The 20,828-nt window shown below is 63.4% G+C and carries 21 protein-coding genes; 9 read left to right on the top strand and 12 right to left on the bottom strand.

The annotated features are described in order from the left end of the window. Positions 1-163: 163 nt before the first annotated feature. A complete protein-coding gene (locus K3F44_RS08375; RefSeq protein WP_150569046.1) occupies positions 164-1,270 on the top strand; it encodes a Gfo/Idh/MocA family protein in 1,107 nt (368 codons plus the stop codon). Here K3F44_RS08375 and K3F44_RS08370 read toward each other — a convergent pair whose 3' ends face one another. Genes K3F44_RS08370 through K3F44_RS08355 form a run of 4 tightly spaced genes read right to left on the bottom strand, consistent with a single transcriptional unit; the run spans position 1,271 to position 4,735 of the window. Continuing rightward, positions 1,271-1,834 (bottom strand): membrane integrity-associated transporter subunit PqiC, encoded by a 564-nt coding sequence (locus K3F44_RS08370; RefSeq protein ID WP_220633765.1) that lies wholly within the window; start codon positions 1,832-1,834, stop codon positions 1,271-1,273. It lies immediately after the preceding gene. 15 nt (positions 1,835-1,849) lie between these two features. Next, entirely contained in the window at positions 1,850-3,505 is a 1,656-nt protein-coding gene (locus K3F44_RS08365) for an intermembrane transport protein PqiB (protein ID WP_220633764.1), read from the bottom strand. Beyond that, positions 3,486-4,142 (bottom strand): paraquat-inducible protein A, encoded by a 657-nt coding sequence (locus K3F44_RS08360; RefSeq protein WP_220633763.1) that lies wholly within the window; start codon positions 4,140-4,142, stop codon positions 3,486-3,488. The genes K3F44_RS08365 and K3F44_RS08360 overlap by 20 nt, the downstream gene beginning before the upstream one ends. After that, positions 4,139-4,735, bottom strand: coding sequence for a paraquat-inducible protein A (locus K3F44_RS08355; protein WP_101320028.1), 597 nt, complete (start codon positions 4,733-4,735; stop codon positions 4,139-4,141). The genes K3F44_RS08360 and K3F44_RS08355 overlap by 4 nt, the downstream gene beginning before the upstream one ends. Positions 4,736-4,897: 162 nt before the next feature. On the opposite strand from K3F44_RS08355, the gene K3F44_RS08350 reads away from it, so the two are divergent. Then, positions 4,898-5,614, top strand: a complete 717-nt coding sequence (locus K3F44_RS08350; protein ID WP_220633762.1) for a DUF72 domain-containing protein — start codon at positions 4,898-4,900, stop codon at positions 5,612-5,614. Here the strand turns inward: K3F44_RS08350 and K3F44_RS08345 are convergent. Further along, positions 5,600-8,248, bottom strand: coding sequence for an excinuclease ABC subunit UvrA (locus tag K3F44_RS08345; RefSeq protein WP_220633761.1), 2,649 nt, complete (start codon positions 8,246-8,248; stop codon positions 5,600-5,602). The genes K3F44_RS08350 and K3F44_RS08345 overlap by 15 nt on opposite strands. Positions 8,249-8,443: 195 nt before the next feature. Between K3F44_RS08345 and K3F44_RS08340 the strand changes: the two genes are divergently transcribed. Continuing rightward, entirely contained in the window at positions 8,444-9,148 is a 705-nt protein-coding gene (locus tag K3F44_RS08340; protein WP_101320024.1) for an SDR family oxidoreductase, read from the top strand. An 85-nt stretch (positions 9,149-9,233) separates the two neighbouring features. Then, positions 9,234-9,485 (top strand): hypothetical protein, encoded by a 252-nt coding sequence (locus tag K3F44_RS08335; RefSeq protein WP_101320022.1) that lies wholly within the window; start codon positions 9,234-9,236, stop codon positions 9,483-9,485. A gap of 37 nt (positions 9,486-9,522) precedes the next feature. Here the strand turns inward: K3F44_RS08335 and K3F44_RS08330 are convergent, their stop codons facing one another. Both K3F44_RS08330 and K3F44_RS08325 read right to left on the bottom strand, forming a co-directional pair. After that, the gene (locus K3F44_RS08330) at positions 9,523-10,848 is read right to left on the bottom strand and encodes an MFS transporter (protein ID WP_101320020.1); all 1,326 of its coding nucleotides are present in this window, start codon (positions 10,846-10,848) and stop codon (positions 9,523-9,525) included. Positions 10,849-11,012: 164 nt separating this feature from the next. Beyond that, the gene (locus K3F44_RS08325; RefSeq protein WP_101323040.1) at positions 11,013-11,705 is read right to left on the bottom strand and encodes a FadR/GntR family transcriptional regulator; all 693 of its coding nucleotides are present in this window, start codon (positions 11,703-11,705) and stop codon (positions 11,013-11,015) included. A 287-nt stretch (positions 11,706-11,992) separates the two neighbouring features. On the opposite strand from K3F44_RS08325, the gene K3F44_RS08320 reads away from it, so the two are divergent. From K3F44_RS08320 to K3F44_RS08300, 5 genes are all read left to right on the top strand, one after another. Then, positions 11,993-12,778 carry a transporter substrate-binding domain-containing protein gene (locus K3F44_RS08320; RefSeq protein ID WP_150569052.1) on the top strand — a complete coding sequence of 262 codons (786 nt, stop codon included), beginning with the start codon at positions 11,993-11,995 and terminating at the stop codon, positions 12,776-12,778. A 23-nt stretch (positions 12,779-12,801) separates the two neighbouring features. Next, positions 12,802-13,467, top strand: a complete 666-nt coding sequence (locus K3F44_RS08315) for an amino acid ABC transporter permease (protein WP_181089255.1) — start codon at positions 12,802-12,804, stop codon at positions 13,465-13,467. Continuing rightward, on the top strand, positions 13,464-14,114 hold the full coding sequence (locus tag K3F44_RS08310) for an amino acid ABC transporter permease (RefSeq protein ID WP_181107562.1): 651 nt from the start codon (positions 13,464-13,466) through the stop codon (positions 14,112-14,114). Before K3F44_RS08315 ends, K3F44_RS08310 begins: the two co-directional genes overlap by 4 nt. Next, positions 14,101-14,838, top strand: a complete 738-nt coding sequence (locus tag K3F44_RS08305) for an amino acid ABC transporter ATP-binding protein (protein WP_103437627.1) — start codon at positions 14,101-14,103, stop codon at positions 14,836-14,838. Before K3F44_RS08310 ends, K3F44_RS08305 begins: the two co-directional genes overlap by 14 nt. An 84-nt stretch (positions 14,839-14,922) precedes the next feature. Then, positions 14,923-15,651: a bifunctional 2-polyprenyl-6-hydroxyphenol methylase/3-demethylubiquinol 3-O-methyltransferase UbiG gene (locus tag K3F44_RS08300; protein ID WP_220633760.1), complete on the top strand. Its 729-nt coding sequence runs from the start codon at positions 14,923-14,925 to the stop codon at positions 15,649-15,651. Between the two features lie 7 nt (positions 15,652-15,658). Here K3F44_RS08300 and K3F44_RS08295 read toward each other — a convergent pair whose 3' ends face one another. From K3F44_RS08295 to K3F44_RS08275, 5 genes are all read right to left on the bottom strand, one after another. Further along, positions 15,659-17,809 carry a TonB-dependent siderophore receptor gene (locus K3F44_RS08295; RefSeq protein WP_220633759.1) on the bottom strand — a complete coding sequence of 717 codons (2,151 nt, stop codon included), beginning with the start codon at positions 17,807-17,809 and terminating at the stop codon, positions 15,659-15,661. Positions 17,810-17,875: 66 nt separating this feature from the next. Beyond that, positions 17,876-18,283, bottom strand: a complete 408-nt coding sequence (locus K3F44_RS08290) for a DUF2946 family protein (RefSeq protein ID WP_220633758.1) — start codon at positions 18,281-18,283, stop codon at positions 17,876-17,878. A 72-nt stretch (positions 18,284-18,355) separates the two neighbouring features. Further along, positions 18,356-19,129, bottom strand: a complete 774-nt coding sequence (locus K3F44_RS08285) for a ParA family protein (protein WP_101323039.1) — start codon at positions 19,127-19,129, stop codon at positions 18,356-18,358. 196 nt (positions 19,130-19,325) lie between these two features. Further along, entirely contained in the window at positions 19,326-19,694 is a 369-nt protein-coding gene (locus K3F44_RS08280) for a hypothetical protein (RefSeq protein WP_150569058.1), read from the bottom strand. Positions 19,695-19,779: 85 nt separating this feature from the next. After that, positions 19,780-20,811: a UV damage endonuclease UvsE gene (locus K3F44_RS08275; protein ID WP_220634162.1), complete on the bottom strand. Its 1,032-nt coding sequence runs from the start codon at positions 20,809-20,811 to the stop codon at positions 19,780-19,782. Positions 20,812-20,828: the final 17 nt, after the last annotated feature.

Genomic DNA, 20,828 nt, shown 5'->3' with positions numbered 1-20,828 from the left:
AAATCACTGGCCTGCAGGTAACAAAATACGACTACAGCACAAGCTGATTGCGGTGCATTACTTGTACGCGCCTGGTGAGAACCACAAAGAAAAAAATCGAACTCGCGCCCCGGCTTGCTTGCCCACTTCCTAGCTAGTGAATAATTCCCGCAAGGAGACAGCAATGCCCAGTTCAGATGGCAAAATCCGCTACGCAGTGGTTGGCGGCGGTTCGATCTCACAGGGTGCATTCATGCCTGGGGTCGGCCAGACCGACAATTCGGCGCTCGCTGCACTGGTGACTGGCGACCCTGAGAAGGCCCGTCAGCTGGCCAGCCGCTATCAGCTCAAGGCGTGGGCCTACACCGATTACGCAGCACTGCTCGCCTCAGGTGAAATAGATGCGGTTTACATTGCCACGCCCAACTACCGCCATCGCGAGTTCGTCATCCCGGCGCTGGAAGCCGGCATTCATGTGCTGTTGGAAAAGCCCATGGCGGCCAGCGATGACGACTGCGTGGCCATCCGCGATGTGGCGCAACGCACAGGCACTAAATTGATGGTCGCCTACCGTTTGCATTGTGAGCCAGGCACGCTGGAGATGATCGAGCGTGTGAATAGCGGCGAGTTTGGCCAACCACGGTTGTTCACCTCGATCTTCACCCAGACCGTCAAGCCGAGCAATCACCGTGCCCACAGCGGCTTTGCCGCAGGCCCGGTAGCTGACATGGGCCCATACCCGCTGAACATGGTGCGCCAGCTGTTCAATGCCGAGCCGATCGAGGTCAGTGCGCAGGGCAGCCATTCTCCAGGCAGTCGGATCGACACCTGGGACACTGTCAGCGTGTCGCTGCGTTTTCCTGACGAGCGCCTGGCGCAATTTACCGTCAGCTACTGCCTACCCGACTCGGAGCGTTTCCAGTTGCTTGGTAGCGGGGGCGAAATCGAAGCCTCGCCTTGCTATGGCTATGGTGAAGATGTCGCGATCAGCTACCGCGCAACCCTCGACGACACCACCCGCGTGCATGTGCATCCAGTGGTGGATCAGTTTGCTGGCGAGACGGCGTACTTTTCTGATTGCATCCTCAACGACCAGGCGCCGGAGCCAGACGCGGAGGAGGGATGGCGCGATGTCCGCGTGATCATGGCAATCGAGCGGGCGTTGATCACCGGCCAGGCGCAGATGCTCGAGCCGCTGCCGGCCAGGCGCCTGCCGCAGCGTGAGCAGCGTCGCGCGTTGGCCCTCGCCGAAGTGCCGCCCTATGTGAATACCGAATCGCCTACCGAGTAGTCAGACGCCCGGGCCTAGGCTTGGGCTGGCCGCGCAGCCTGCTTGCGGATTGCGCGCGGTCTGGTTGATCAGCGAGGCCAGCCGCATCAGGTTGCGCTGATGGGCCGTAACCACTGCATCGATTGATGCGCCGGCCGGGCTTTGCACCACACTGCGACAATCCAGGCTGGCGCCTGCGGCGACCCGCAGGCGCCACTTGGTATCCAGCAGCGCGTATTGGCCGGGCACGGAATCAAAGCGCTGCACAATGATTCTTACCGAGCGTTGCTGGCCAGGCACGCCACTGCTTAGTTGCTCGGCCAAGGCGCTGCGCAGCTCATCGGCCAGGCTGGCGCCCCACCATTGCGTTTCCAGAATGGCCAGCCCGCTGGCACCTTGGCGGACCACGATCTGGGCACGGTCGACCTGCGCGGGCACGCTGACGCTTTCGATGGCGATCTCGCTGCCGGCCGGGGAGCGGCTGACCTGGGTTGGCATCAGCGTGTGAAACTGGATCGGCTCGCTGCGACACGCTGCCATCAGCGCCAGCGTGACGAGCAGCATGAGCTTGCAGGGTGAAGTCATGGCTATCGCTCCGGGTCAGTTGCGCGGCGGGCCTTGTAGGTCGATTGGTGGCGCATTGCTTGGTCGACCACGGATCAACGCCTCTGGGTTACGCCCCAGGTAATCGGACAGATCGCGCAACGAGCGCGACATGCGCCCGAGTTCGTCGAGGGTCTCACTGAGCTTCTCACGCTGCGGCGAGTCTTCAGCGAGGGTGGCGCTGGCCGACTGCAAGGTCTTGCTGACATCCGCCAGGGTGCTCTGCACCCCCGGCAGGGTGCGGCTGTTGAACTGCATCAGGCCTTTGCGCAGCTCGACCAGGTTGCCGTCAAGGTTGCCGGCGATGCGCTCGACCGGCAGCTTGTTGATTTTTTCCAGCATCGCCTGGAGTTGCTCCTGGAGGATTTCCAGGCTGCCGGGCAGGGTCGGGATCGCAATTGGCCTGGCGTTCAGGTCGAAGGCGACCTTGGGCGCCTTGGGGAAGAAGTCCAGGGCGATGTATAGCTGACCGGTCAGCAGGTTGCCATTGCGTGCCTGCGCGCGCAGGCCGTTGGCAACGAACGAACTGAACACCTGGGCGGTGGCGGTCATGTCATCCGGATCATGCTTGAGCGCTTTGAGCATTTTCTGGTGCGCCTGGCCCAATCGCTGCGCATACACCACGATGCCGACGTTGATCGGGAAGCTGCGTTGCACTTCATCAAAGTCCAGATTGACCGAGACCACTCGGCCGATCTCGATACCGAGAAACTCCACCGGCGCGCCCACTTTGAGGCCGCGCATGGCCTGGTCGAAACGCAATGTCAGGTACTGGGCTTTGCCGCTCGGCGGGGCCAGCGCGGTTTGCTGATCATCGAACAGCTCATAGGTGCGGTCTTCGGCGGCGGCGCTATCGTTGGGGCTGTACTCCGGTGCGCGGAAGGCGATGCCGCCAACCAGCAGGGTCGACAGCGATTCAGTCTTGATCGCCACGCCGTTGGCGCCGACGTTGACGTCGATGCCGCTGGCGTTCCAGAAGCGCGTGTTGTCGGTGACATAGGCGTCGTTGGGGGCGTGGATGAACACTTCGATATTGACGCCTTTGCCGTCGGCATCCAGCGCGTAGGCGACTACCTGGCCGACCGGGATCTTGCGGTAGTACACCGGCGAGCCAATATCCAGCGAGCCGAGGTCCTGGGTGTGCAGGGTGAAGCGCTTGCCGGGTTCGCCGTAGGTGATCGGCGGCGGGTTTTCCAGGCCCTTGAAGCGCTTGGCGCGGCCCTCGGCCTGGCCGATGTCGGCGCCGATATAGTCACCCGACAGGAGCGTATCGATACCGGACACGCCGCCGGCGCCAATGCGCGGGCGTACCACCCAGAACTGCGAGTCTTCGCGGGTGAAGCCCTCGGCTTGCTTGTCCAGCTGGACGGTGGCGTTGACGCTGCGTTGATCATCGCTCAGGGCCACCGCCGCAACGTGACCGATGACCACGCTGCGGTATTTGACCTCGGTCTTGTTCGCCACCAGGCCACTGCCGGTCTTGAAGTTGAGGGTGATGGTCGGGCCTTCCTGCAGTTTGCTGTGAATCACCAACGACAGGCCGACCAGTACCGCCACCAGCGGGACCAGCCACACCAGTGACACGCTGAAACGGCGCGTCTTGATCGGTGGCGGTCCCGGTTCTGCCGGTGCTTCAGTGGCGGGCGACTTCATCCATGGCCTCCTCAGGTCCTGCTTGCCAGATCAGACGCGGGTCAAAGCTCATCGCCGCGAGCATGGTGAACACCACCACCAGGCCAAAGAACAGAATCCCCACGCGCGGCTCGATATCGCCCAGCGCCTGGAACTTGACCAGCGCTGCAACCAGCGCCACTACCAGCACGTCGAGCATCGACCAGTAGCCGATCAACTCGACAAACCGGTACAACTGCGAACGCTCGCGGCACGCCCACCGGCTGCGCCGTTGGACGGTGATCAGCAGCAGCGACAGCGCGACGAACTTGACCCCCGGCACCGCGATGCTGGCGATGAAGATGATCAGCGCGATGTCCCACGCGCCGTGCGCCCAGAACTCCAGCACGCCGCTCATGATGGTGCTGTCGGCACCGTCGCCGAGCATGGTCGTCTTCATCACCGGCAGCAGGTTGGCCGGGATGTAGAACACCAGCGCAGCCAGCATGAACGCCCAGGTGCGGGCCAGCGAGTTGACCTTGCGCCGGTGCAGTGGTGCGTCGCAGCGCGGGCAACTGTGTGGCTCGTCGCGCATGTCGCAGGCCAGGCCGCAGCTGTGACACAGGCACAGGTTGAGCTCGGCGGCCGTCGGTGGGCGATTGCTGACAGTGCGGTTCACGGCAGCGCCCACAGTTCGCGGATATCGCGACCAGCGATGCGGATCAGCAGCAGGCTCAGCGCGGCGAGGGCGAACAGGCCGATACCGGGCAGCACCGCCAGCATCCCGGCCAGCTTGAACACCGCGACCATGGCGCCGAGCAGGCAGACTTCGAGCATGCTCCACGGGCGCAGGGTTTCCAGCCAGCGCATGCACAGTTTGAACGCCGGCGCGCGGCGCTGGCTGAGGGCAAAGGCCAGCACCCAGATCAGCAGCATCAACTGAAACGCCGGCGCGATGATGATGGCGATGGCTGCGACCATGGCAATGAAGGTGATGGGTCCCTGGCTCAGCGCCAGTACTGAATCCCACAAGGTGGCGCTGTTTTTCAGGCCCTGCAGGCTGATGGTCATGATCGGATAGAAGTTGGCGAACAGCCACAGCATGGCTGCGGTGATGGTCAGCGCCAGGCGTTGTTCCACCGTCAGGCCGTTGTAGCGCTCCAGCACGCCGGCGCAGCGCACACACAAGGACTTTTGATGTTTGCCGAGCACAACCTGCTGATAAACGCAGTCGCAGTGCTCGCAAATGATCAGCTGGGCGGTGCTGGCCATGGTCGCCATCGCATGAGGCAGGGTTAAGTGAATATAGAAGTGCTGGCTTATTCGGCAACTTTTTCCTAGAGGTAATCCGCTGACAACGGGTGATGCCGGCTGAACCTCGACCCCGTTCTGCAAATCCACTGGCTGACGGGCAAGTCAAGCAGGGAGGGGCTGATGATTTATCTGGGTTGTGCCGGCTGGAGCATCTCACGTACTTACGCTGCACAGCTGGCAGGCGAGGGCAGCCATCTGCAGCGCTACGCCCGCCAGCTCACGGCGGTAGAGATCAACAGTTCGTTCTATCGACCGCATCGCCCAGCCACGTATGCGCGCTGGGCAGGTGCGGTGCCGCCGGGGTTTCGCTTCTCGGTCAAGCTGCCGCGTGCCATCAGCCATGAACGGCGTCTGGTCGATTGCGCGCAAGCTTTGGCTGAGTTCTTTGCACAGTGCACGGCGCTCGGGTCAGCGCTGGGTTGCGTGCTGGTGCAACTGCCGCCGTCGTTGGCTTTCGAGCCGCTGCTAGTGGAGCGTTTCATGGCTGATGTGCGCGAGGTGTATCCAGGGCCTGTGGCATTGGAAGCGCGCCACCCCAGCTGGGCCGAGGCCGGAGCGCTGATGGAGCAGTTGCAGGTGGCACTGGTGGGCGCAGACCCGGCGCGCTTTGCCCTGGACGCGCAGCCGCGTGGCTGGCCAGGCCTTGCGTACTGGCGCCTGCATGGCTCACCGCGTACCTATTTCAGCGATTACCCCAGCACCTGGCTGCAGGCGCTGGGGCCGCAGTTGCTGGCCCGCGCCGAGTCCGGCTCGGCGACCTGGTGCATTTTTGACAACACGGCAGGCGATGCAGCCTTGGGCGATGCCCTTGAACTGCAAACGCTACTGGGTAGTTGAGCACAGCACACTTTGCAGAAATGGCGCCGTCCGGCTTTGCTTGCAGCGGGCGACCTCGGCGGGCGCGCCGCTGGCGACGACCTGGCCACCCGCAGTGCCGGCGCCAGGGCCGATGTCGATGACCCAGTCGCTTTGCGCCACCACACGCATGTCATGCTCGACCACCACCACCGTGTGCCCGCCGTCGACCAGCCGGTTCAGTTGCAGCAGCAGGCGGTCGACGTCCTGCGGGTGCAGGCCGTTGGTGGGCTCATCCAGCACATACAGGGTGGCGCCGCGCGCGCTGCGTTGCAGCTCGGTGGCCAGCTTGATCCGTTGCGCTTCGCCGCCGGACAGCTCGGTAGCCGGTTGGCCAAGGCGCAGATAACCCAGGCCAATATCGGCCAGCACCTGCAAGCTGCGCCGCACGGGCGGCTGTTCGGCAAACACCTGCAGCGCTTGTTCGACGGTCATGCCGAGCACATCGGCAATGCTCATGTCCTGCCAGGTCACTGCCAGCGTTGCCGGGTTGTAGCGGGCGCCGTGGCAGGTCGGGCAGGGCGCGTAGACGCTGGGCATGAACAGCAACTCGACGCTGACAAAACCTTCGCCTTCGCAGGTTTCACAACGGCCCTTGGCAACGTTGAACGAGAAACGTCCGGCGTCGAAGCCCTGCGCCTTGGCCTGTTCGGTAGCGGCAAACAGTTTGCGGACGTGATCGAACAGCCCGGTGTAGGTGGCCAGGTTGGAGCGCGGGGTACGCCCGATCGGCTTCTGGTCGACCTTGACCAGCCGCTTGATCGCCTCCAGACCGGCGACTATGCGGCCGCTGCTGGCATGCTCAGGCTCGTCTTCCAGGCTCTGTTCGTCAGGCTCTGCGGCTTGCTCCGGCTGGCCTAGGTGAGCGCTGACCAGTTCCAGCAGCGCCTGGCTGACCAGGCTGGACTTGCCCGAGCCGGAGATCCCGGTAACCGCCGTGAAGCAGCCCAGCGGGAACTGCGCACTGAGGTCCTGCAGGTTGTTGCGGGTTACACCCTCCAGTGCCAGCCAACCCTGGGGGGCCCTTGGTTGCTGATGTTGCGGCCCGGCCTCGGCGAACAGATACGCGCGGGTACACGACTGCTCGATCTCGGCCAGGCCCGCTGGCGGGCCGCTGTAGAGAATCTGCCCGCCGTGCTCGCCGGCGGCTGGGCCCACATCGATCAGCCAGTCGGCGCGGCGCATGGTGTCCAGGTCGTGCTCAACCACAAACACTGAATTGCCGCTGCTTTTCAGCCGTTGCAGGGCCGCGTACAGCGCCTCGCTATCGGCCGGGTGCAAGCCGGCCGAGGGTTCGTCGAGTACATAGATCACGCCGAACAGTTGCGAGTTGAGCTGAGTGGCCAGGCGCAGCCGCTGCAGCTCGCCGGACGACAGCGTGGGCGTGCTGCGCTCGAGTGCCAGATAACCCAGGCCAAGGTCGATCAAGGTGTTGATCCGTTCCAGCAGTTCGGCGGCAATGCGCTGCGCGGCCAGGCGTTTCTCCAGCGACAGATTGGGCGTGTGGCGCACGTCCGGGCCGCCGCTGTGCGCCGGCTCGCCCTTGGCTGCGCGTTGCTGGCGGGCCTCGCGGGTTTGCTGATGGGAGAGGGTAGCGCCGCTTTGCTCTGCGTTGGCCAGGTAGTCGGGGTTGGCCACCGTGCGCAATACCACGGCCAGGTCCTGCAACGACAGTTGCGACAGCTCGGCAATGTCCAGGCCGGCGAAGGTGACGGTCAGGGCTTCGCGCTTGAGGCGTTTGCCGGCGCACAGCGGGCATGCACTTGGGCGCATGTACTGGCTGACGCGCTTGCGCATCTGCGCGCTTTGCGAGTGCATGAAGGTGTGCAGCACATAGCGCTTGGCGCCACTGAATGTGCCTTGATAACTCGGCTCCAGCTTGCGTTTGAGCGCTGTGCGGGTCTGCTCGGGAGTCAGCCCGGCGTACACCGGCACAGTCGGGGTTTCCTCGGTGAACAGGATCCAGTCACGCTGTTCTTGCGGTAGATCGCGCCATGGCTTGTCGATGTCGTAGCCGAGGGTGACGAGGATATCGCGCTGATTCTGCCCGCCCCAGGCCAGCGGCCAGGCCGCCACCGCACGCTCGCGGATAGTCAGAGAAGGATCGGGCACCATGCTCGCCTCGGTGACTTCATAGACGCGGCCCAGGCCATGGCACTCCGGGCAAGCGCCCTGCGGCGTATTCGGCGAGAAGTCCTCGGCGTACAGCATTGGTTGCCCGTCGGGGTAACTGCCGGCGCGCGAGTAGAGCATGCGGATCGAACTCGACAAGGTGGTCACGCTGCCCACCGAGGAGCGCGCACTGGGGCTGCCGCGTTGCTGCTGCAGGGCTACCGCTGGCGGCAAGCCTTCAATGGCGTCGACATCGGGTACGCCGACCTGATCGATCAGGCGCCGTGCGTAAGGCGCCACTGATTCGAAATAACGCCGCTGCGCTTCGGCATACACGGTGGAAAACGCCAGCGAGGATTTGCCTGAGCCGGACACACCGGTAAACACCACCAGCGCGTCGCGAGGGATGTCGACGTCGACGTTCTGCAAGTTGTGCTCGCGGGCGCCGCGCACGCTGACGAAGCCGGTGAAGGCGTGCTCTGGGGATGTGCTGCGTGGTGGCATGGAAGACGGCCCTGATCTGCTGAAAATAACACCTTGATGAGTAGGACCGCATCGGCCAATGGCCGTGCGGGTGAGTTTCAAATCCGGATCTACCCAGAAGTTTTTCTACTGGCTCTCGTGATTATTCATGACTGCTGACGAGCCTGCTCTCGGGTGTAGCCTTTAAGCGTCATCAATGTGTACTCAGGAGCAATCATGTCAGCAGACAAAGTAGCCATTATCACCGCCGGCGGCAGCGGCATGGGCGCCGCCGCCGCCCGCCGACTCGCCGCCGACGGCTTTCACGTCGCGATCCTGTCCTCTTCCGGCAAAGGCGAGGCCCTTGCCGCTGAACTAGGCGGTATCGGCCTGACCGGCAGCAATCAGTCCCCTGCCGATCTGCAAGCACTGGTCGATGCGGTCATGACCAAATGGGGCCGCGTCGATGTGCTGGTCAACAGCGCAGGCCACGGCCCACGGGCGCCGATTCTGGAGCTGAGCGATCAGGACTGGCAGCTTGGCATGGACACGTACCTGCTCAATGTAATCCGTCCCAGTCGCCTGATTACCCCGATCATGCAGCGCCAGCAAGGTGGGGTGATCATCAATATTTCTACCGCCTGGGCTTTTGAACCTAGCTCCCTGTTCCCGACTTCAGCGGTATTCCGCGCAGGGCTGGCCGCGTTCACCAAGATTTTTGCCGACGAATTTGCCGGCGATAACGTGCGCATCAACAACGTCTTGCCCGGCTGGATCGACAGCTTGCCCAGCACCGAGCAACGCCGCGACAGCGTACCGCTCAAGCGCTATGGCACCAGCGAAGAAATCGCCGCCACCGTGGCATTTCTGGCCAGTGAAGGCGCCGCCTACATTACTGGGCAGAACATCCGCGTCGATGGCGGCATTACCCGCAGCCTCTAACCGCTGAGCAGGCCATGGGCAAGTTCGCAGGAACCCCTCGGCGCTGGGCTGACTCAACCGGGAAACCAGCGCCGGGTAACTGCCAATGAATGTCTTCGATGCCTCCTTGCAGCCACAGGATGAACAGCGGATCTCGGCACTGTCGGGGTGGTATCACCTGCTTGAGGACCGCCAGCAGCGCATGGACTGCCCCAACACCTACCACGAGCGGCTGCTCTATCAGGCTGACGAAATGGACCGCCTGGGCTTGGTGACGTGGCAAGAGTGGCGTGACCTGAGGCTTGAGGCAGACAAGGCCTACCTTTGGGCCGTGCACGGTGGCGACTACCGCAACTAACTGTGCCACGGGGCCTCAACGACCCCGCACACATAGCTTAAACGGCGGGATTAGGCTGCCCTGTCGGCACCTCGTCATGCAGTGAAACCCGCGCAGTCTCCGGCAGCGCCAGGCCACCGATCAACGCCAGCAAGGCGATCACCACCAGATAAAACGCAGGTGCCAGGCTGCTGCCGGTCTGGCCAATCAGCCAGGTCGCAACCAGCGGCGCGGTGCCGCCGAACAGCGTGTAGGCAACGTTGTAGGTGATCGCCGAAGCGGTGTAGCGGGTGCGGGTAGGGAAGCTTTCCGACAGCAGCGCGGCAGTGACTACGCCACTCATCAGCGCACCGACCGCCAGCAGGATCACGCCGAGCAAGGCGCCGGACATCGACCCCGAGCTCGCCAGCCAGTAGGCCGGGAACACCGCAACCATCACCCACAGGCAGGTAAAACCAATGGTCTTGCGTCGGCCAATGCGGTCCGAAAGCAACCCGGCCAGTGGGCAGCCGGCAGCGGCGAACAGCAGTGCCACAGTGGTCACCAGCAATGACTGCGCGCGGGTCAGGTTGCCGACCAGTTGCAGGTAGGTGGCAAAGTAGGTGGTGAACATATAGAACGACAGCGCCGTCAGCGAAATGAACGCGCCGAGGTTGCGGATCGCCCGGCCGTGATTGCGCAGGGTCTGCTTGAGCGGCGAATGGCTGTGCACCTTGCCTTCGGCGATGGCCGCGCGGAACGCTGGGGTTTCCTCCATGCGCCAGCGCAGGTACAGACCGACCAGGCCCAATGGCGCCGCGATCAGAAACGGCACACGCCAGCCCCAGCTGTTCATCGCGTCACTGCTCAGGTTTGCCTCGAGGGCGTAGGCGATCACTGCTGCGCAGGCAAACGCCGAGAAGGTCGACACCGGCACGAAGCTGCCATAGAACGCGCGTCTGTTTTGCGGTGCGTGTTCCATCAGATAAGCGCATGCACCGGCGTACTCGCCACCAGCGGAAAAGCCTTGCAGGCAGCGCGCCAGGGTCAGCAACAGCGGCGCGGCGATACCGATGCTGGCGTAGGTGGGCAGCAGGCCGATGAGGGTGGTCGAGCCCGCCATCAGCAGAATGGTCATCGACAACACGCGTTTGCGCCCGAGCCGATCTCCCAAAGCACCAAACACGATGCCGCCCAATGGCCGCAAGGCAAAGGCCACGGCGAATACGGCAAAGGTTTTCAGCAGGCCGGCGCCTGGATCGGAGCTGGCGAAGAACTGGCTGGCGATCAGTGTGGCAAGGAAGCCGTAGACGGCGAAGTCGAACCACTCGACGAAATTGCCAACGGCCGAGGCCGCGATGACCCGGCGCAAGGTGGCCGGTGATACCTCATGGGAAGTGGACATGCGGATACGCTCCGATTTGCCATGGCAGCCTGATTGAAAGTGCCGCAGTCGGGCCGCAGCATCGTTGTTATGGCTATCAGTAGATCGGCAGGTTGCGCCGCGCGCATATTCGGGGGCGACACTGAGCTATCTGTTTCAACCAGCAGGCAAGCGGTTGCGCCGGCCTAGACCGGGAACACGACGCCGGTACGCGAAGCCGCGTTGCGGATATGCTCCTGCATGGCCCGCTGCGCGCCCAGTTGCGAGCGTCGGGCCAGGGCGCGGAGGATCTTGCTGTGCTCCTGCCAGGTTTCCATGGCCCGCTCCGGACGTATGAACGGCAGCTTCTGGCTTTCCAGAAAGATGTCCTGGCTGGCGGTGATCACATGCAGCATGGCGCGGTTGCCGGCGGCCTGCAGCAGCGCCTGGTGGAAGGCAAAGTCCAGCCGCGCTGCCGCTTCGAAGTTACCCGCACGCAACTCCTGGCGCATGGCCTCGACATTGGCGGCAAGCCGGTCGAGATCGTCGGCCGTCAGGTTCAGCGCCGCCTGCCCGGCGGCAAAGCCTTCCAGTGCATAGCGCAGTTGGAAGGTGTCGGCGGCAGACACCTGCTCGGCGTACGGCCAACTGAAGCCCACCGGGGTTGCCGGCACCGGGGCCAGCACGAACACGCCCTTGCCGGGCTGCACGCTGACCAGGCCCAACGCGCTGAGGGTCGATAATGCTTCGCGCAACGAGGCCCGGCTGACCCCCAGTTGCTCGGCCAGGTCGCGCTGCGAGGGCAGGGCATCACCGGGCAGATAACCACCGTCATCGATCAGTTTGCGGATTGCCTGCAAGGCGATTTCCGGGACGGCGCGGGGGAGGGTATCGAGCATGCAGTTCAGACCGGTCAGAGGGCAGGGTTCGACCCTTTTACGGGCAATGCGCGGCGCTGGCAAGCCTTGCTCCGTGCTGGCGCAGGGTGAACGGGCTTTGCACAAATGCAGGGCGCAGCGCGGCGTGCTTACCTCAATCAGCAGGCAACTGTTCAGACCAGTAAGACCGTGGCGCAGACGGGCTGGCCTGCTTTTGCGGGGTTTCGGGAGCTTTCTGGCATGGCCCGTGCACTTGTCCTGTGTAACTGCCTGTCCAGTTGCCCACTCTGACCCTGCGAGGCTCGTGCATGACCAAGTTCCGTACCCTGTTTCTGGCTACCCTGTTCTGCGGCGGTGCCCTTGGCGCAGTTCAGGCCCAAGCCGATGCGCTGGCCGACATCACCGCCCGTGGTGTATTGAAAGTCGCTGTGCCGCAAGACTTCCCGCCATTCGGCTCGGTCGGCCCTGACCTCAAACCGCGCGGCCTGGACATCGACACCGCGCAGCTGCTGGCCGACAAGCTTGGGGTCAAGCTGGCGCTGACGCCGGTCAACAGCACCAACCGTATCCCGTTCCTCACCACCGGCAAGGTTGACCTGGTGATTTCCAGCCTGGGCAAAAATCCGGAGCGGGCGGCGGTGATCGACTTCTCGAAACCCTACGCACCGTTCTACCTGGCTGTGTTCGGCCCGGCCGAGACCAAGATCGACAGCATCGATGCCATTGCTGGCAAGACCATCAGCGTCACCCGCGGCTCGATCGAAGATATGGAGCTGTCGGCAGTGGCCCCCAAGGGCGCAACCATCAAGCGCTTTGAAGACAACAACTCGACCATCGCCGCCTACCTGGCTGGGCAGGTCGAGCTGATCGCCAGTGGCAGCGTGGTCATGGCGGTGATCGCCGAGAAGAACCCGGCCAAGGTGCCGGTACTCAAGGTCAAGCTCAAGGACTCGCCGGTGTATGTCGGCCTGGCCAAGCAGGAGCCGGCACTGCTGGACAAGGTCAACGCCACGCTGGATGCAGCCAAGGCTGACGGCAGCCTCAATCGCAATGCGGAAAAATGGCTGAAGCAGCCGCTTCCGGCTGACCTTTAAGCCGCGCCTGGAGTTGCTGTTCGATGGCCTATCAATTTGATTTCGCCCCGGTGCTGGCCCAGGCTGACCTGCTCCTCAAGGGCGCGCTGTTCACCCTGCAACTGACGGTGGTCGGCACCGTGCTGGGGCTGGCCATCGGCGTGCTCGGCGCGGTGGTCCGGGCCTGGCGTCTGCAGCCGTTTTCCGCGGTGTTCGGGGTGTATGTGGAGCTGATCCGCAACACGCCGTTCCTGGTCCAGCTGTTTTTCATCTTCTTTGGCTTGCCGGCGCTTGGCGTGCGCCTGAGTGAATGGGAAGCGGCAGTGCTGGCGATGGTAATCAACCTCGGCGCGTACTCCACCGAGATCATCCGCGCCGGCATCATGGCCATCCCCAAGGGCCAGCTGGAAGCGGCTGCAGCGTTGGCCATGAGCCGCTTCGAGGCGTTTCGACATGTGATTCTGCGGCCGGCACTGGCCAAGGTCTGGCCGGCGCTGAGCAGCCAGATCGTGATCGTCATGCTCGGCTCGGCGGTGTGTTCGCAGATCGCCACCGAGGAGTTGTCGTTCGCGGCCAACTTCATTCAATCGCGTAATTTCCGCGCGTTCGAGACTTACTTGCTGACCACCCTGCTGTACCTGCTCATGGCCATCGGCGTGCGGCAGTTGCTGGCCTGGCTCGGCCAGCGCTGGCTGATGGGGAGACGCTGATGGACTTCACCTTGTGGGATATCGTCCGCAACCTGCTGACCGGCTTGCAATGGACCTTGTTGCTGTCGCTGGTGGCGTTTGTCTGCGGCGGCGTTGCCGGCTTGCTGTTGCTGCTCGCACGGATCTCGGAAAACCCTTATCTGCGCGGCCTGGCCCGGGGCTATATCGAGTTGTTCCAGGGCACGCCATTGCTGATGCAACTGTTCATGGTGTTCTTCGGCATCGCGCTGTTCGGCATCGACGTTTCGGCGTGGATGGCAGCAGCAATTGCCCTGACGCTGTTTACCAGCGCGTTCCTTGCCGAGATCTGGCGCGGTTGTGTCGAGTCGATCGGCCGTGGCCAGTGGGAAGCGTCCGGCAGCCTGGCGCTGAGCCGGCTCGAACAACTGCGCTATGTGATCCTGCCGCAGGCCATGCGCATCGCCATCGCGCCGACGGTGGGCTTCTCGGTGCAGGTGGTCAAGGGCACCGCGGTCACGTCGATCATCGGCTTCACCGAACTGACCAAGACCGGCGGCATGCTCGCCAACGCCACCTTCGAGCCGTTCCTGACCTACGGCCTGGTCGCCGTGGGCTACTTCATCCTCTGCTACCCGCTCTCATTGAGCGCCCGTTATCTGGAAAGGAGGCTGCATGCCCCTGCTTAGAGTGTCTGCGCTGCACAAGTATTACGGCGACAACCACGTGCTCAAGGGCGTTGACCTGAGCATCGAAGAGGGCGAAGTGGTCGCGATCATCGGCCGCAGCGGTTCGGGCAAGAGCACCTTGTTGCGCACCCTCAACGGCCTGGAGTCGATCAGTGACGGCGTCATCGAAGTCGACGGCGAGTACCTCGACGCTGCCCGCGCCGACCTGCGCAGCCTGCGCCAGAAGGTGGGCATGGTGTTTCAGCAGTTCAACCTGTTCCCGCACCTGAGCGTCGGCGAGAACGTGATGCTGGCGCCGCAGGTGGTGAAGAAGACCAGCAAGGGCGAAGCGCGGCAACTGGCTGAGCAGATGCTGGCGCGGGTCGGCCTGGGCGAGAAATTCAACGCCTACCCGGATCAACTCTCCGGCGGCCAGCAACAGCGGGTGGCCATCGCCCGTGCGCTGGCGATGTCGCCGAAAGTGCTGCTGTGTGACGAGATCACTTCGGCATTGGACCCGGAACTGGTGACCGAGGTGCTGGGGGTGGTACGCCAGCTGGCCAAGGAGGGCATGACCCTGATCATGGTCACTCACGAGATGCGCTTTGCCCGGGAAGTGGGCGACAAGCTGGTGTTCATGCACCAGGGCAAGGTGCATGAAGTGGGCAATCCGCGGGAGGTGTTCGCCGCGCCGCAAACCGCTGAGCTGGCCAACTTCATTGGTGCGGTGGCGCAAGCGTCCTGAGCTGCTCGACCAACTGAGCAGCTAGTGGCCGTGCTCTGCGATCTCAGGTTAGAGTTCGTGCTTGTGCCACTCACGGACCCTGTCATGGCCCAGAATATCTACGACACCCCTGCATTTTTCGCCGGTTACAGCCAGTTGCCACGTCAGACTCAGGGGCTCGCTGGCGCTCCCGAGTGGCCCAGCTTGCGCGCCATGTTGCCTGTACTCGCCGGCAAACGGGTGGTCGATCTGGGTTGCGGCTTTGGTTGGGCGTCGCGCTGGATGCGCGAGCAAGGCGCGGCCTCGGTGCTAGGCCTGGACCTGTCGCAGAACATGCTCGCGCGTGCCCGGCACGATACCCATGATCCGGCGATCGAGTACCGCATCGCTGATCTGGAGAGCCTCACGCTGCCAGCAGCAGCGTTCGATCTGGCCTACAGTGCGCTCACCTTCCACTACATCGAAGACTTGCCACGCCTGATCGCAACGCTGTACCAGGCACTGGTACCGGGCGGCCAGTTGGTGTTCAGTTGTGAACACCCGATCTACATGGCCGCTGCCGGCGCGCACTGGCAGCACGCCGAGAACGGCAGCCTGAGTTGGCCGGTGAGCCGCTACGCAGTTGAAGGCGAGCGGCGCAGTGACTGGTTTGCCAAAGATGTGTTGAAGTATCACCGCACCCTGGCCAGCACACTCAACAGCTTGATCGAGGCGGGTTTCCAGATTGCCCGGATCGAGGAGTTTGCACCGAGCCCAGAGCAGATCGAGGCCTGGCCGGCGCTGGCTGAAGAGCTTGAACGGCCAATGATGTTGCTGGTCTCGGCACGACGTTGAGGCACCATCAGAAACGCACGTCCATGGCCAACTCGAGCGTACGCGGCGCGCCCATGTAGTACTGCAGGCCGTATGCCTGCTTGGCGTAGACCTCGTCGGTGAGGTTGCGCACCCGTGCGGTCAGTGCGGTGTTGCGGTCGACCTGATAGCGCGCGAATGCACCGAACAGGGTATAGGCCGGCGCCTTCAACGTGTTGGCGTTGTCGGCGTAGACCGAGCCGACATAACGTCCGTCAACGCCCATCGACCAAACCGTATCGAAGCTGTAGGTCAGCCACAGGTTGCCGACATTGGCCGGCACGTTGACCGGCGCGTTGCCTTTACGCGATACCGAGACGCCATTGGCGGCCTCGTTGAACTCATCGTACTGCGCGTCGACATAGGCATAGTTGGCTTCGGCCAGCAGCGTTGGCGTGACTTGAAAACGCCCAGCCAGTTCGATCCCGCGTGAGGTCTGCTGACCGGCTTGCACCGTCAGGTTGGGGTTGCTCGAATCGCGCACGGCAAAGTCCTTGCGCACGATCTGATACAGCGCAACGGTTGCCGCGCCGCGACCTTCGAGAAAGTCGAACTTGCTGCCGGCTTCCCACTGCTCGCCCTTGGACAGATCGAACAGGCCGACGTTGGAATAGGTGGCGGCGGCCAACGACCCGGCCGGCAGGTCGGCAGCGGTGCTGTACTGCAGGTACACGTTGGCGCTAGGTGTCAGTTCATAGGTCAAGCCGACCCGCCCGCTGAGCGGTTCCCAACGGCGTTCAAAGTAGGCTGGGCTGGTGGGCGAAACCGTGCCGTAGTTGTCCACCTGCATTTCCAGGTAGTCGTAGCGCAGGCCTGTGAGCAAGGCCAGGCGATCGGTCAACTGCAGGCGGTTTTCAGCGAACACTGCGCGATTGTCGATCTGGTGATGGCGCTGGCGGGTCAGGCCGGTATTGACCCCCGGGATGTCACCGAAACTGCCAGGGTCGAAATGGTCTGGGTCGACCACGTCGCTCCAGCTGCCCGCAGTGGGGTAGAGGTCCTGGCGCATGCGCGAGTAATCCACGCCCATCGCCCACTGGCTCGACAGGCCAAGCAGGCTGTTGGCGTGGCGCAGTTCGATACGGTCGCCCAGTACCGTTTGCTCATGGCGCTGCAGGTATGGGCTGGCGCGCTGCACATTGCCCGCGGCGTTGTAGCTGTACCGCTCAAGGTTGCGGTAATCGCGTTGGGCGTCGTAGTGGTACAGGGTGTTGTGCACGCTGGTGGCGTCGCTGATCTGGTAGTCGAGCATCGACCGCAACCAGCGCACGCGCTGTTCATAGCGGCCGTCGGCGACGTTGTAGTTCTCGAAGCGGCGGCTGTTGTCGATCTTCATGGTGCTGCGCCCCGGCAGGATCGGCGCGCCCCAGTAGGGGCTGACTTCCTTGTCCTGCTGGTACTCGATGGCCAGCGTGTGGGTGAGGTCGGGGGTCAGCTCACTGAGCAAGGACAACGCCAGGCTGTCGGTATCGCGCTCATTGCGGTCGATGTATCCGTTACTGTGGCCGCGGCTGAAATCCAGGCGCACGAAGTGGTGGGCCTCGGCCGGGTTGCTGGCCAGCGCCTGATTGATACCGAAGGCGATTTCCGAATCGTCGAAGCTGCCATAGCGCAGGCGGCCATCGATGGTCTGCTGATCGCGGCTGGCCAGCTTGCTGATGTAGTTGATCGAGCCGCCGACTGCACCGGCACCATGCAGGAACGACGACGGCCCACCGATCAGTTCGACGCGATCAATGACCCAGGCGTCCACCGGGCGAGTAGCGCTGCTATAGCCGAGGTTGATGCCGTTGAAGAGCTGGGTGACCTGGTTCTGGGTGAAGCCGCGGTAGCTGACAAAGCCGCCGTAGCCGGGGTTGGCCGAGGCGTTTACGCCGGTCATGGCGTTGATCACGTCCTGGGTGTCCTTGGCCCCGCGTTGTTCGATCACGCTGCGGTCGGAAACACTGACCGAGGCGGGCGTTTGCCGCGCGGTCAGGCCGAGCTTGGAGCCGGTACGGATCGGCTCGTCCAGTTGCACGCCCGAGGGCGCTGCGCGGCTGGCGTCGATGCTGGTGGCGGTGAGTTCGATGGCCGAGTGGTCGGCCCAGGCAATACTGCAGGTGCTCGCCAGGAGCACCAGGGAAGTCTGGCGGATCATGTTGTTGTGGTTTCCACGCAAAAGTCATGGCTGAGCACACACCTGCGGGCAAGTGGCCCGGGCGGCTCAGACGAAGGTTGCTGGCGCTGCGTGGATGGCAGGGGAGGCGCGTGGGTTGAGGGCAGGGCGCACATAGCGTGGCGGCGGTTGGGCCCAGCTGCGCTGGACCATCGGCGACGGCGCGTTGCCGCGTTGGCGCTCGAACCACCAGCCGGTGCTGCTCGGTGCCACCGCTTGAACAAACGATGAGCACACCGGGCAGTCCAGCTGCGCCATGTGCTGATCACCGCTGGAGTCGCCAAGGTCGACCGCCGGCCCGTGCTCGCTGGACAGCGAACAGAAGCCACCGTTGAGCCCGGACAGTTGCAGGCCGCTCATCTGGCCGTGGTGCAAACCGCAGATCAATAGGCTGAAGAGGACGCTGGCATACAGCGCCCAGGCAGTCAGCGCGCGGCTCTGGCGGGGGATTTTCATGGCGGTGAATCTACCATCAGCTCAGCATCGCCTGAGTGCTGACTGCCTGTGGTGGATTGTCGCACCTGGGTGTCAGGCGGCGCGTTCCAATACATCGAGCAGGTCGACGAACTCGCGGGCCAATTTGTGCGTGGGTGCCAGATGGACCAGCGGCACGGCCGCCTGGTGCGACTCGCGCATCTTGATCGAGGCGCTCAGGTACACCGGCAGAATCGGCAAGCCTTCACCGCGCAGTTGCTCGACCAGGGTCTGGTGCAGTGCGGTGCGCCCGGCGTACTGATTGACCACCACGCCCTCGACGGTAAGTTCTGCATTGTGGTCGTGGCGCAGCTCTGCAACTTCGGCCATGACGTTGAGCAGTGCCTGGCGCGAGAAGCTGTCGCAGTCGAACGGAATCAGCAGGCGCTCGGCGGCAAGCAGGGCGCTGAAGGTATAGAAGTTCAGCGCAGGCGGGGTGTCGATATAGATCCGCTCGTAATCTTCCGACAGCGCGACCAGCAGCTTGCGCAGCTTGTTGATCTTGAATTTGCTTTCCAGACGGGTCTGCAAATCGGCCAGCTCAGGGCTGGCAGTGACCAGATGCAGGTTGGCGTAGCGTGTCTCGCTGATGGCCACACGGTTCTTCTTGCCTTCAGGGCTGGTACTGAGGGTCTGCCTGAAGAAGTCGGCAATGCCGGGGGGGATCTGATCGTTGCTCAGACCGGTCAGGTAGTAGGTGGCATTGGCCTGGGGATCGAGATCGACCAGCAGCGTGCGGTAACCCTCTGCAGCACTGGCGGCGGCGAGATTGCAGGCAATGCTCGATTTGCCCACGCCACCTTTTTGATTGAATACGACTCGACGCATGCTGCGGTTCATCCCTGAAATAAGCCGTGGGGCCATAGATGGCAGTTCAGAGACAATCCTATGAAGTAAACATGACAGTATTAAGACAAGGGTTGTTACATTTTGCCCGGTGCTTGAAACCCGCATCCTGAGCGAAGCCGGCACGCACGAATCGCAACTCGAACATGCCGGCGTTTAACGTGCAACGACCAGTGAATTAGCCGCCGCCACCGCCGCCTGCACCGCCGGAGCTGCCGCTACCGGAACTGCCCGAGCCAGTGCCGCTGCCTGAGCCGCCCATGCCACTGCCGCCGGTGCCGCCTTGGTTGTCATCGCTGTCAGTAGTGCTGCCGCCCATGCCGCTGCCACCGGTACCGCTGCCGTTCATGGTGCCACTGCCAGTGCCGTCACGCTGCATGGTGCCGGTGCCCGTGCCGTCACTGTTCATGGTGCCCGGGCCAACGCCGGTAGCGCCGCCGGTCTGGGTGCTTGGCGCGTCGTTGTCATTCATGTTGGTCGCGGCCATGGCCAGTGGCGCGGTGGCGCCCAGGCAGACTGCGAGACAAAGTGCATGCATCCGCTTCATGGTGTATCTCCCGTTCATGTGAGTACATGCATTGGGCCTTGCCTCGTCGATGAGGGTGCCCCGGGACTGACGGACGGTGTTCCAATCAAATGCCGGCGGCAGCGCCATCAACGTAGCGCTGATAGAAGTCGAGGGTGGCGAGGTTCTTGTGCTTGGCCTCGAACATGATGTCGAAGTCGCCCATGAAGCCCAGCGCGTAACGGTTGGTCCAGTCGTTCCACATGCGCTCGCTGTGCTGGTACAGATCACGCTTGTTGACCTGCTCCAGCAAGGCTGGAATCTCCAGCTTCTGCTGCGCGGTAAAGCCCAGTTCCTGCAGGCGCTCGGGCGGCTGCGAGTAGTGCATCACCGGGCGCACGCCGCGCCAGCTGGCGATGATCGGCGCCAGCCGTGGGTCGTCATGGGCGATGTAGTCGTTCTCGTGAATCCAGCAGTGATGGATATCCAGCACCACCGGCGCAAGGTCGGCCAGGCCCAGGCAATCGTCGACGCCGTAGGTCTTTTCATCGTTCTCGAAGGTGATGACATTGCGCGCCTCCTGCGACAGCCGCGGCCATACGGCACGAACGCCAGCGGCGCCCAAGCGCCCGGCAATGTGCACGTTGCACTTGAAGTCCTGAAAGCGCTGGCCGTAGCCCATCATGCGGATCATGTCGGCGTGGTACTCGAACTCGGCCAGGCTGTTCTCGACCACGTCGGGGCGGTCCGAGCCGAGTACGCAGTACTGGCCGGGATGAAACGACAGGCGAATATCCGCGCTGCGGGCAAACGCGCCAATCGCGCCGAGGCGTGTCTGCAGGTCAGCCTGAACGTTCGGGTTACGGTAGAACTCCGCCACTTGCGGGTGGCTGTAGAGCTGCAGCAGGTCGCTGCTCAAACGCACCATGCGCAGGGTTGGCGGCAGCTCCGCCACGTACGCCAGCAGGCGCAACTGGGCATCGAGATTGTGTTCGACCAGCTCCAGCAGCTTTGCCGCAGCGGCTTCGACGCTGGCGCTGTTGAGCCAGCGCAAGGTCGTGGTGCGCGGATTGAAGGCCTTTTCGATGGCCTCCAGTTCCTTGATCGCCAGGCTGCGATGCGGGTGGCGGTACATACAGGCAAAGCCCAGACGGGGCATGGTCATCTCCGGGTCGA

The sequence above is a fragment of the Pseudomonas sp. S07E 245 genome, from assembly GCF_019599025.1.
GTDB classification, from domain to species: Bacteria; Pseudomonadota; Gammaproteobacteria; order Pseudomonadales; family Pseudomonadaceae; genus Aquipseudomonas; species Aquipseudomonas shirazensis.
The sequence above is the reverse complement of the archived record's forward strand: the minus strand, read 5'-3'. Positions and strand labels throughout refer to the sequence as shown.

What these genes read in the sequence shown, in the direction of transcription:
- K3F44_RS08375 (WP_150569046.1), top strand. Translation starts at nt 164, where the DNA reads ATGCCCAGTTCAGATGGCAAAATCCGCTACGCAGTGGTTGGCGGCGGT.
- K3F44_RS08370 (WP_220633765.1), bottom strand. Translation starts at nt 1,834, where the DNA reads ATGACTTCACCCTGCAAGCTCATGCTGCTCGTCACGCTGGCGCTGATG.
- K3F44_RS08365 (WP_220633764.1), bottom strand. Translation starts at nt 3,505, where the DNA reads ATGAAGTCGCCCGCCACTGAAGCACCGGCAGAACCGGGACCGCCACCG.
- K3F44_RS08355 (WP_101320028.1), bottom strand. Translation starts at nt 4,735, where the DNA reads ATGGCCAGCACCGCCCAGCTGATCATTTGCGAGCACTGCGACTGCGTT.
- K3F44_RS08350 (WP_220633762.1), top strand. Translation starts at nt 4,898, where the DNA reads ATGATTTATCTGGGTTGTGCCGGCTGGAGCATCTCACGTACTTACGCT.
- K3F44_RS08345 (WP_220633761.1), bottom strand. Translation starts at nt 8,248, where the DNA reads ATGCCACCACGCAGCACATCCCCAGAGCACGCCTTCACCGGCTTCGTC.
- K3F44_RS08340 (WP_101320024.1), top strand. Translation starts at nt 8,444, where the DNA reads ATGTCAGCAGACAAAGTAGCCATTATCACCGCCGGCGGCAGCGGCATG.
- K3F44_RS08335 (WP_101320022.1), top strand. Translation starts at nt 9,234, where the DNA reads ATGAATGTCTTCGATGCCTCCTTGCAGCCACAGGATGAACAGCGGATC.
- K3F44_RS08330 (WP_101320020.1), bottom strand. Translation starts at nt 10,848, where the DNA reads ATGTCCACTTCCCATGAGGTATCACCGGCCACCTTGCGCCGGGTCATC.
- K3F44_RS08325 (WP_101323040.1), bottom strand. Translation starts at nt 11,705, where the DNA reads ATGCTCGATACCCTCCCCCGCGCCGTCCCGGAAATCGCCTTGCAGGCA.
- K3F44_RS08320 (WP_150569052.1), top strand. Translation starts at nt 11,993, where the DNA reads ATGACCAAGTTCCGTACCCTGTTTCTGGCTACCCTGTTCTGCGGCGGT.
- K3F44_RS08315 (WP_181089255.1), top strand. Translation starts at nt 12,802, where the DNA reads ATGGCCTATCAATTTGATTTCGCCCCGGTGCTGGCCCAGGCTGACCTG.
- K3F44_RS08305 (WP_103437627.1), top strand. Translation starts at nt 14,101, where the DNA reads ATGCCCCTGCTTAGAGTGTCTGCGCTGCACAAGTATTACGGCGACAAC.
- K3F44_RS08300 (WP_220633760.1), top strand. Translation starts at nt 14,923, where the DNA reads ATGGCCCAGAATATCTACGACACCCCTGCATTTTTCGCCGGTTACAGC.
- K3F44_RS08295 (WP_220633759.1), bottom strand. Translation starts at nt 17,809, where the DNA reads ATGATCCGCCAGACTTCCCTGGTGCTCCTGGCGAGCACCTGCAGTATT.
- K3F44_RS08290 (WP_220633758.1), bottom strand. Translation starts at nt 18,283, where the DNA reads ATGAAAATCCCCCGCCAGAGCCGCGCGCTGACTGCCTGGGCGCTGTAT.
- K3F44_RS08285 (WP_101323039.1), bottom strand. Translation starts at nt 19,129, where the DNA reads ATGCGTCGAGTCGTATTCAATCAAAAAGGTGGCGTGGGCAAATCGAGC.
- K3F44_RS08280 (WP_150569058.1), bottom strand. Translation starts at nt 19,694, where the DNA reads ATGAAGCGGATGCATGCACTTTGTCTCGCAGTCTGCCTGGGCGCCACC.
- K3F44_RS08275 (WP_220634162.1), bottom strand. Translation starts at nt 20,811, where the DNA reads ATGCCCCGTCTGGGCTTTGCCTGTATGTACCGCCACCCGCATCGCAGC.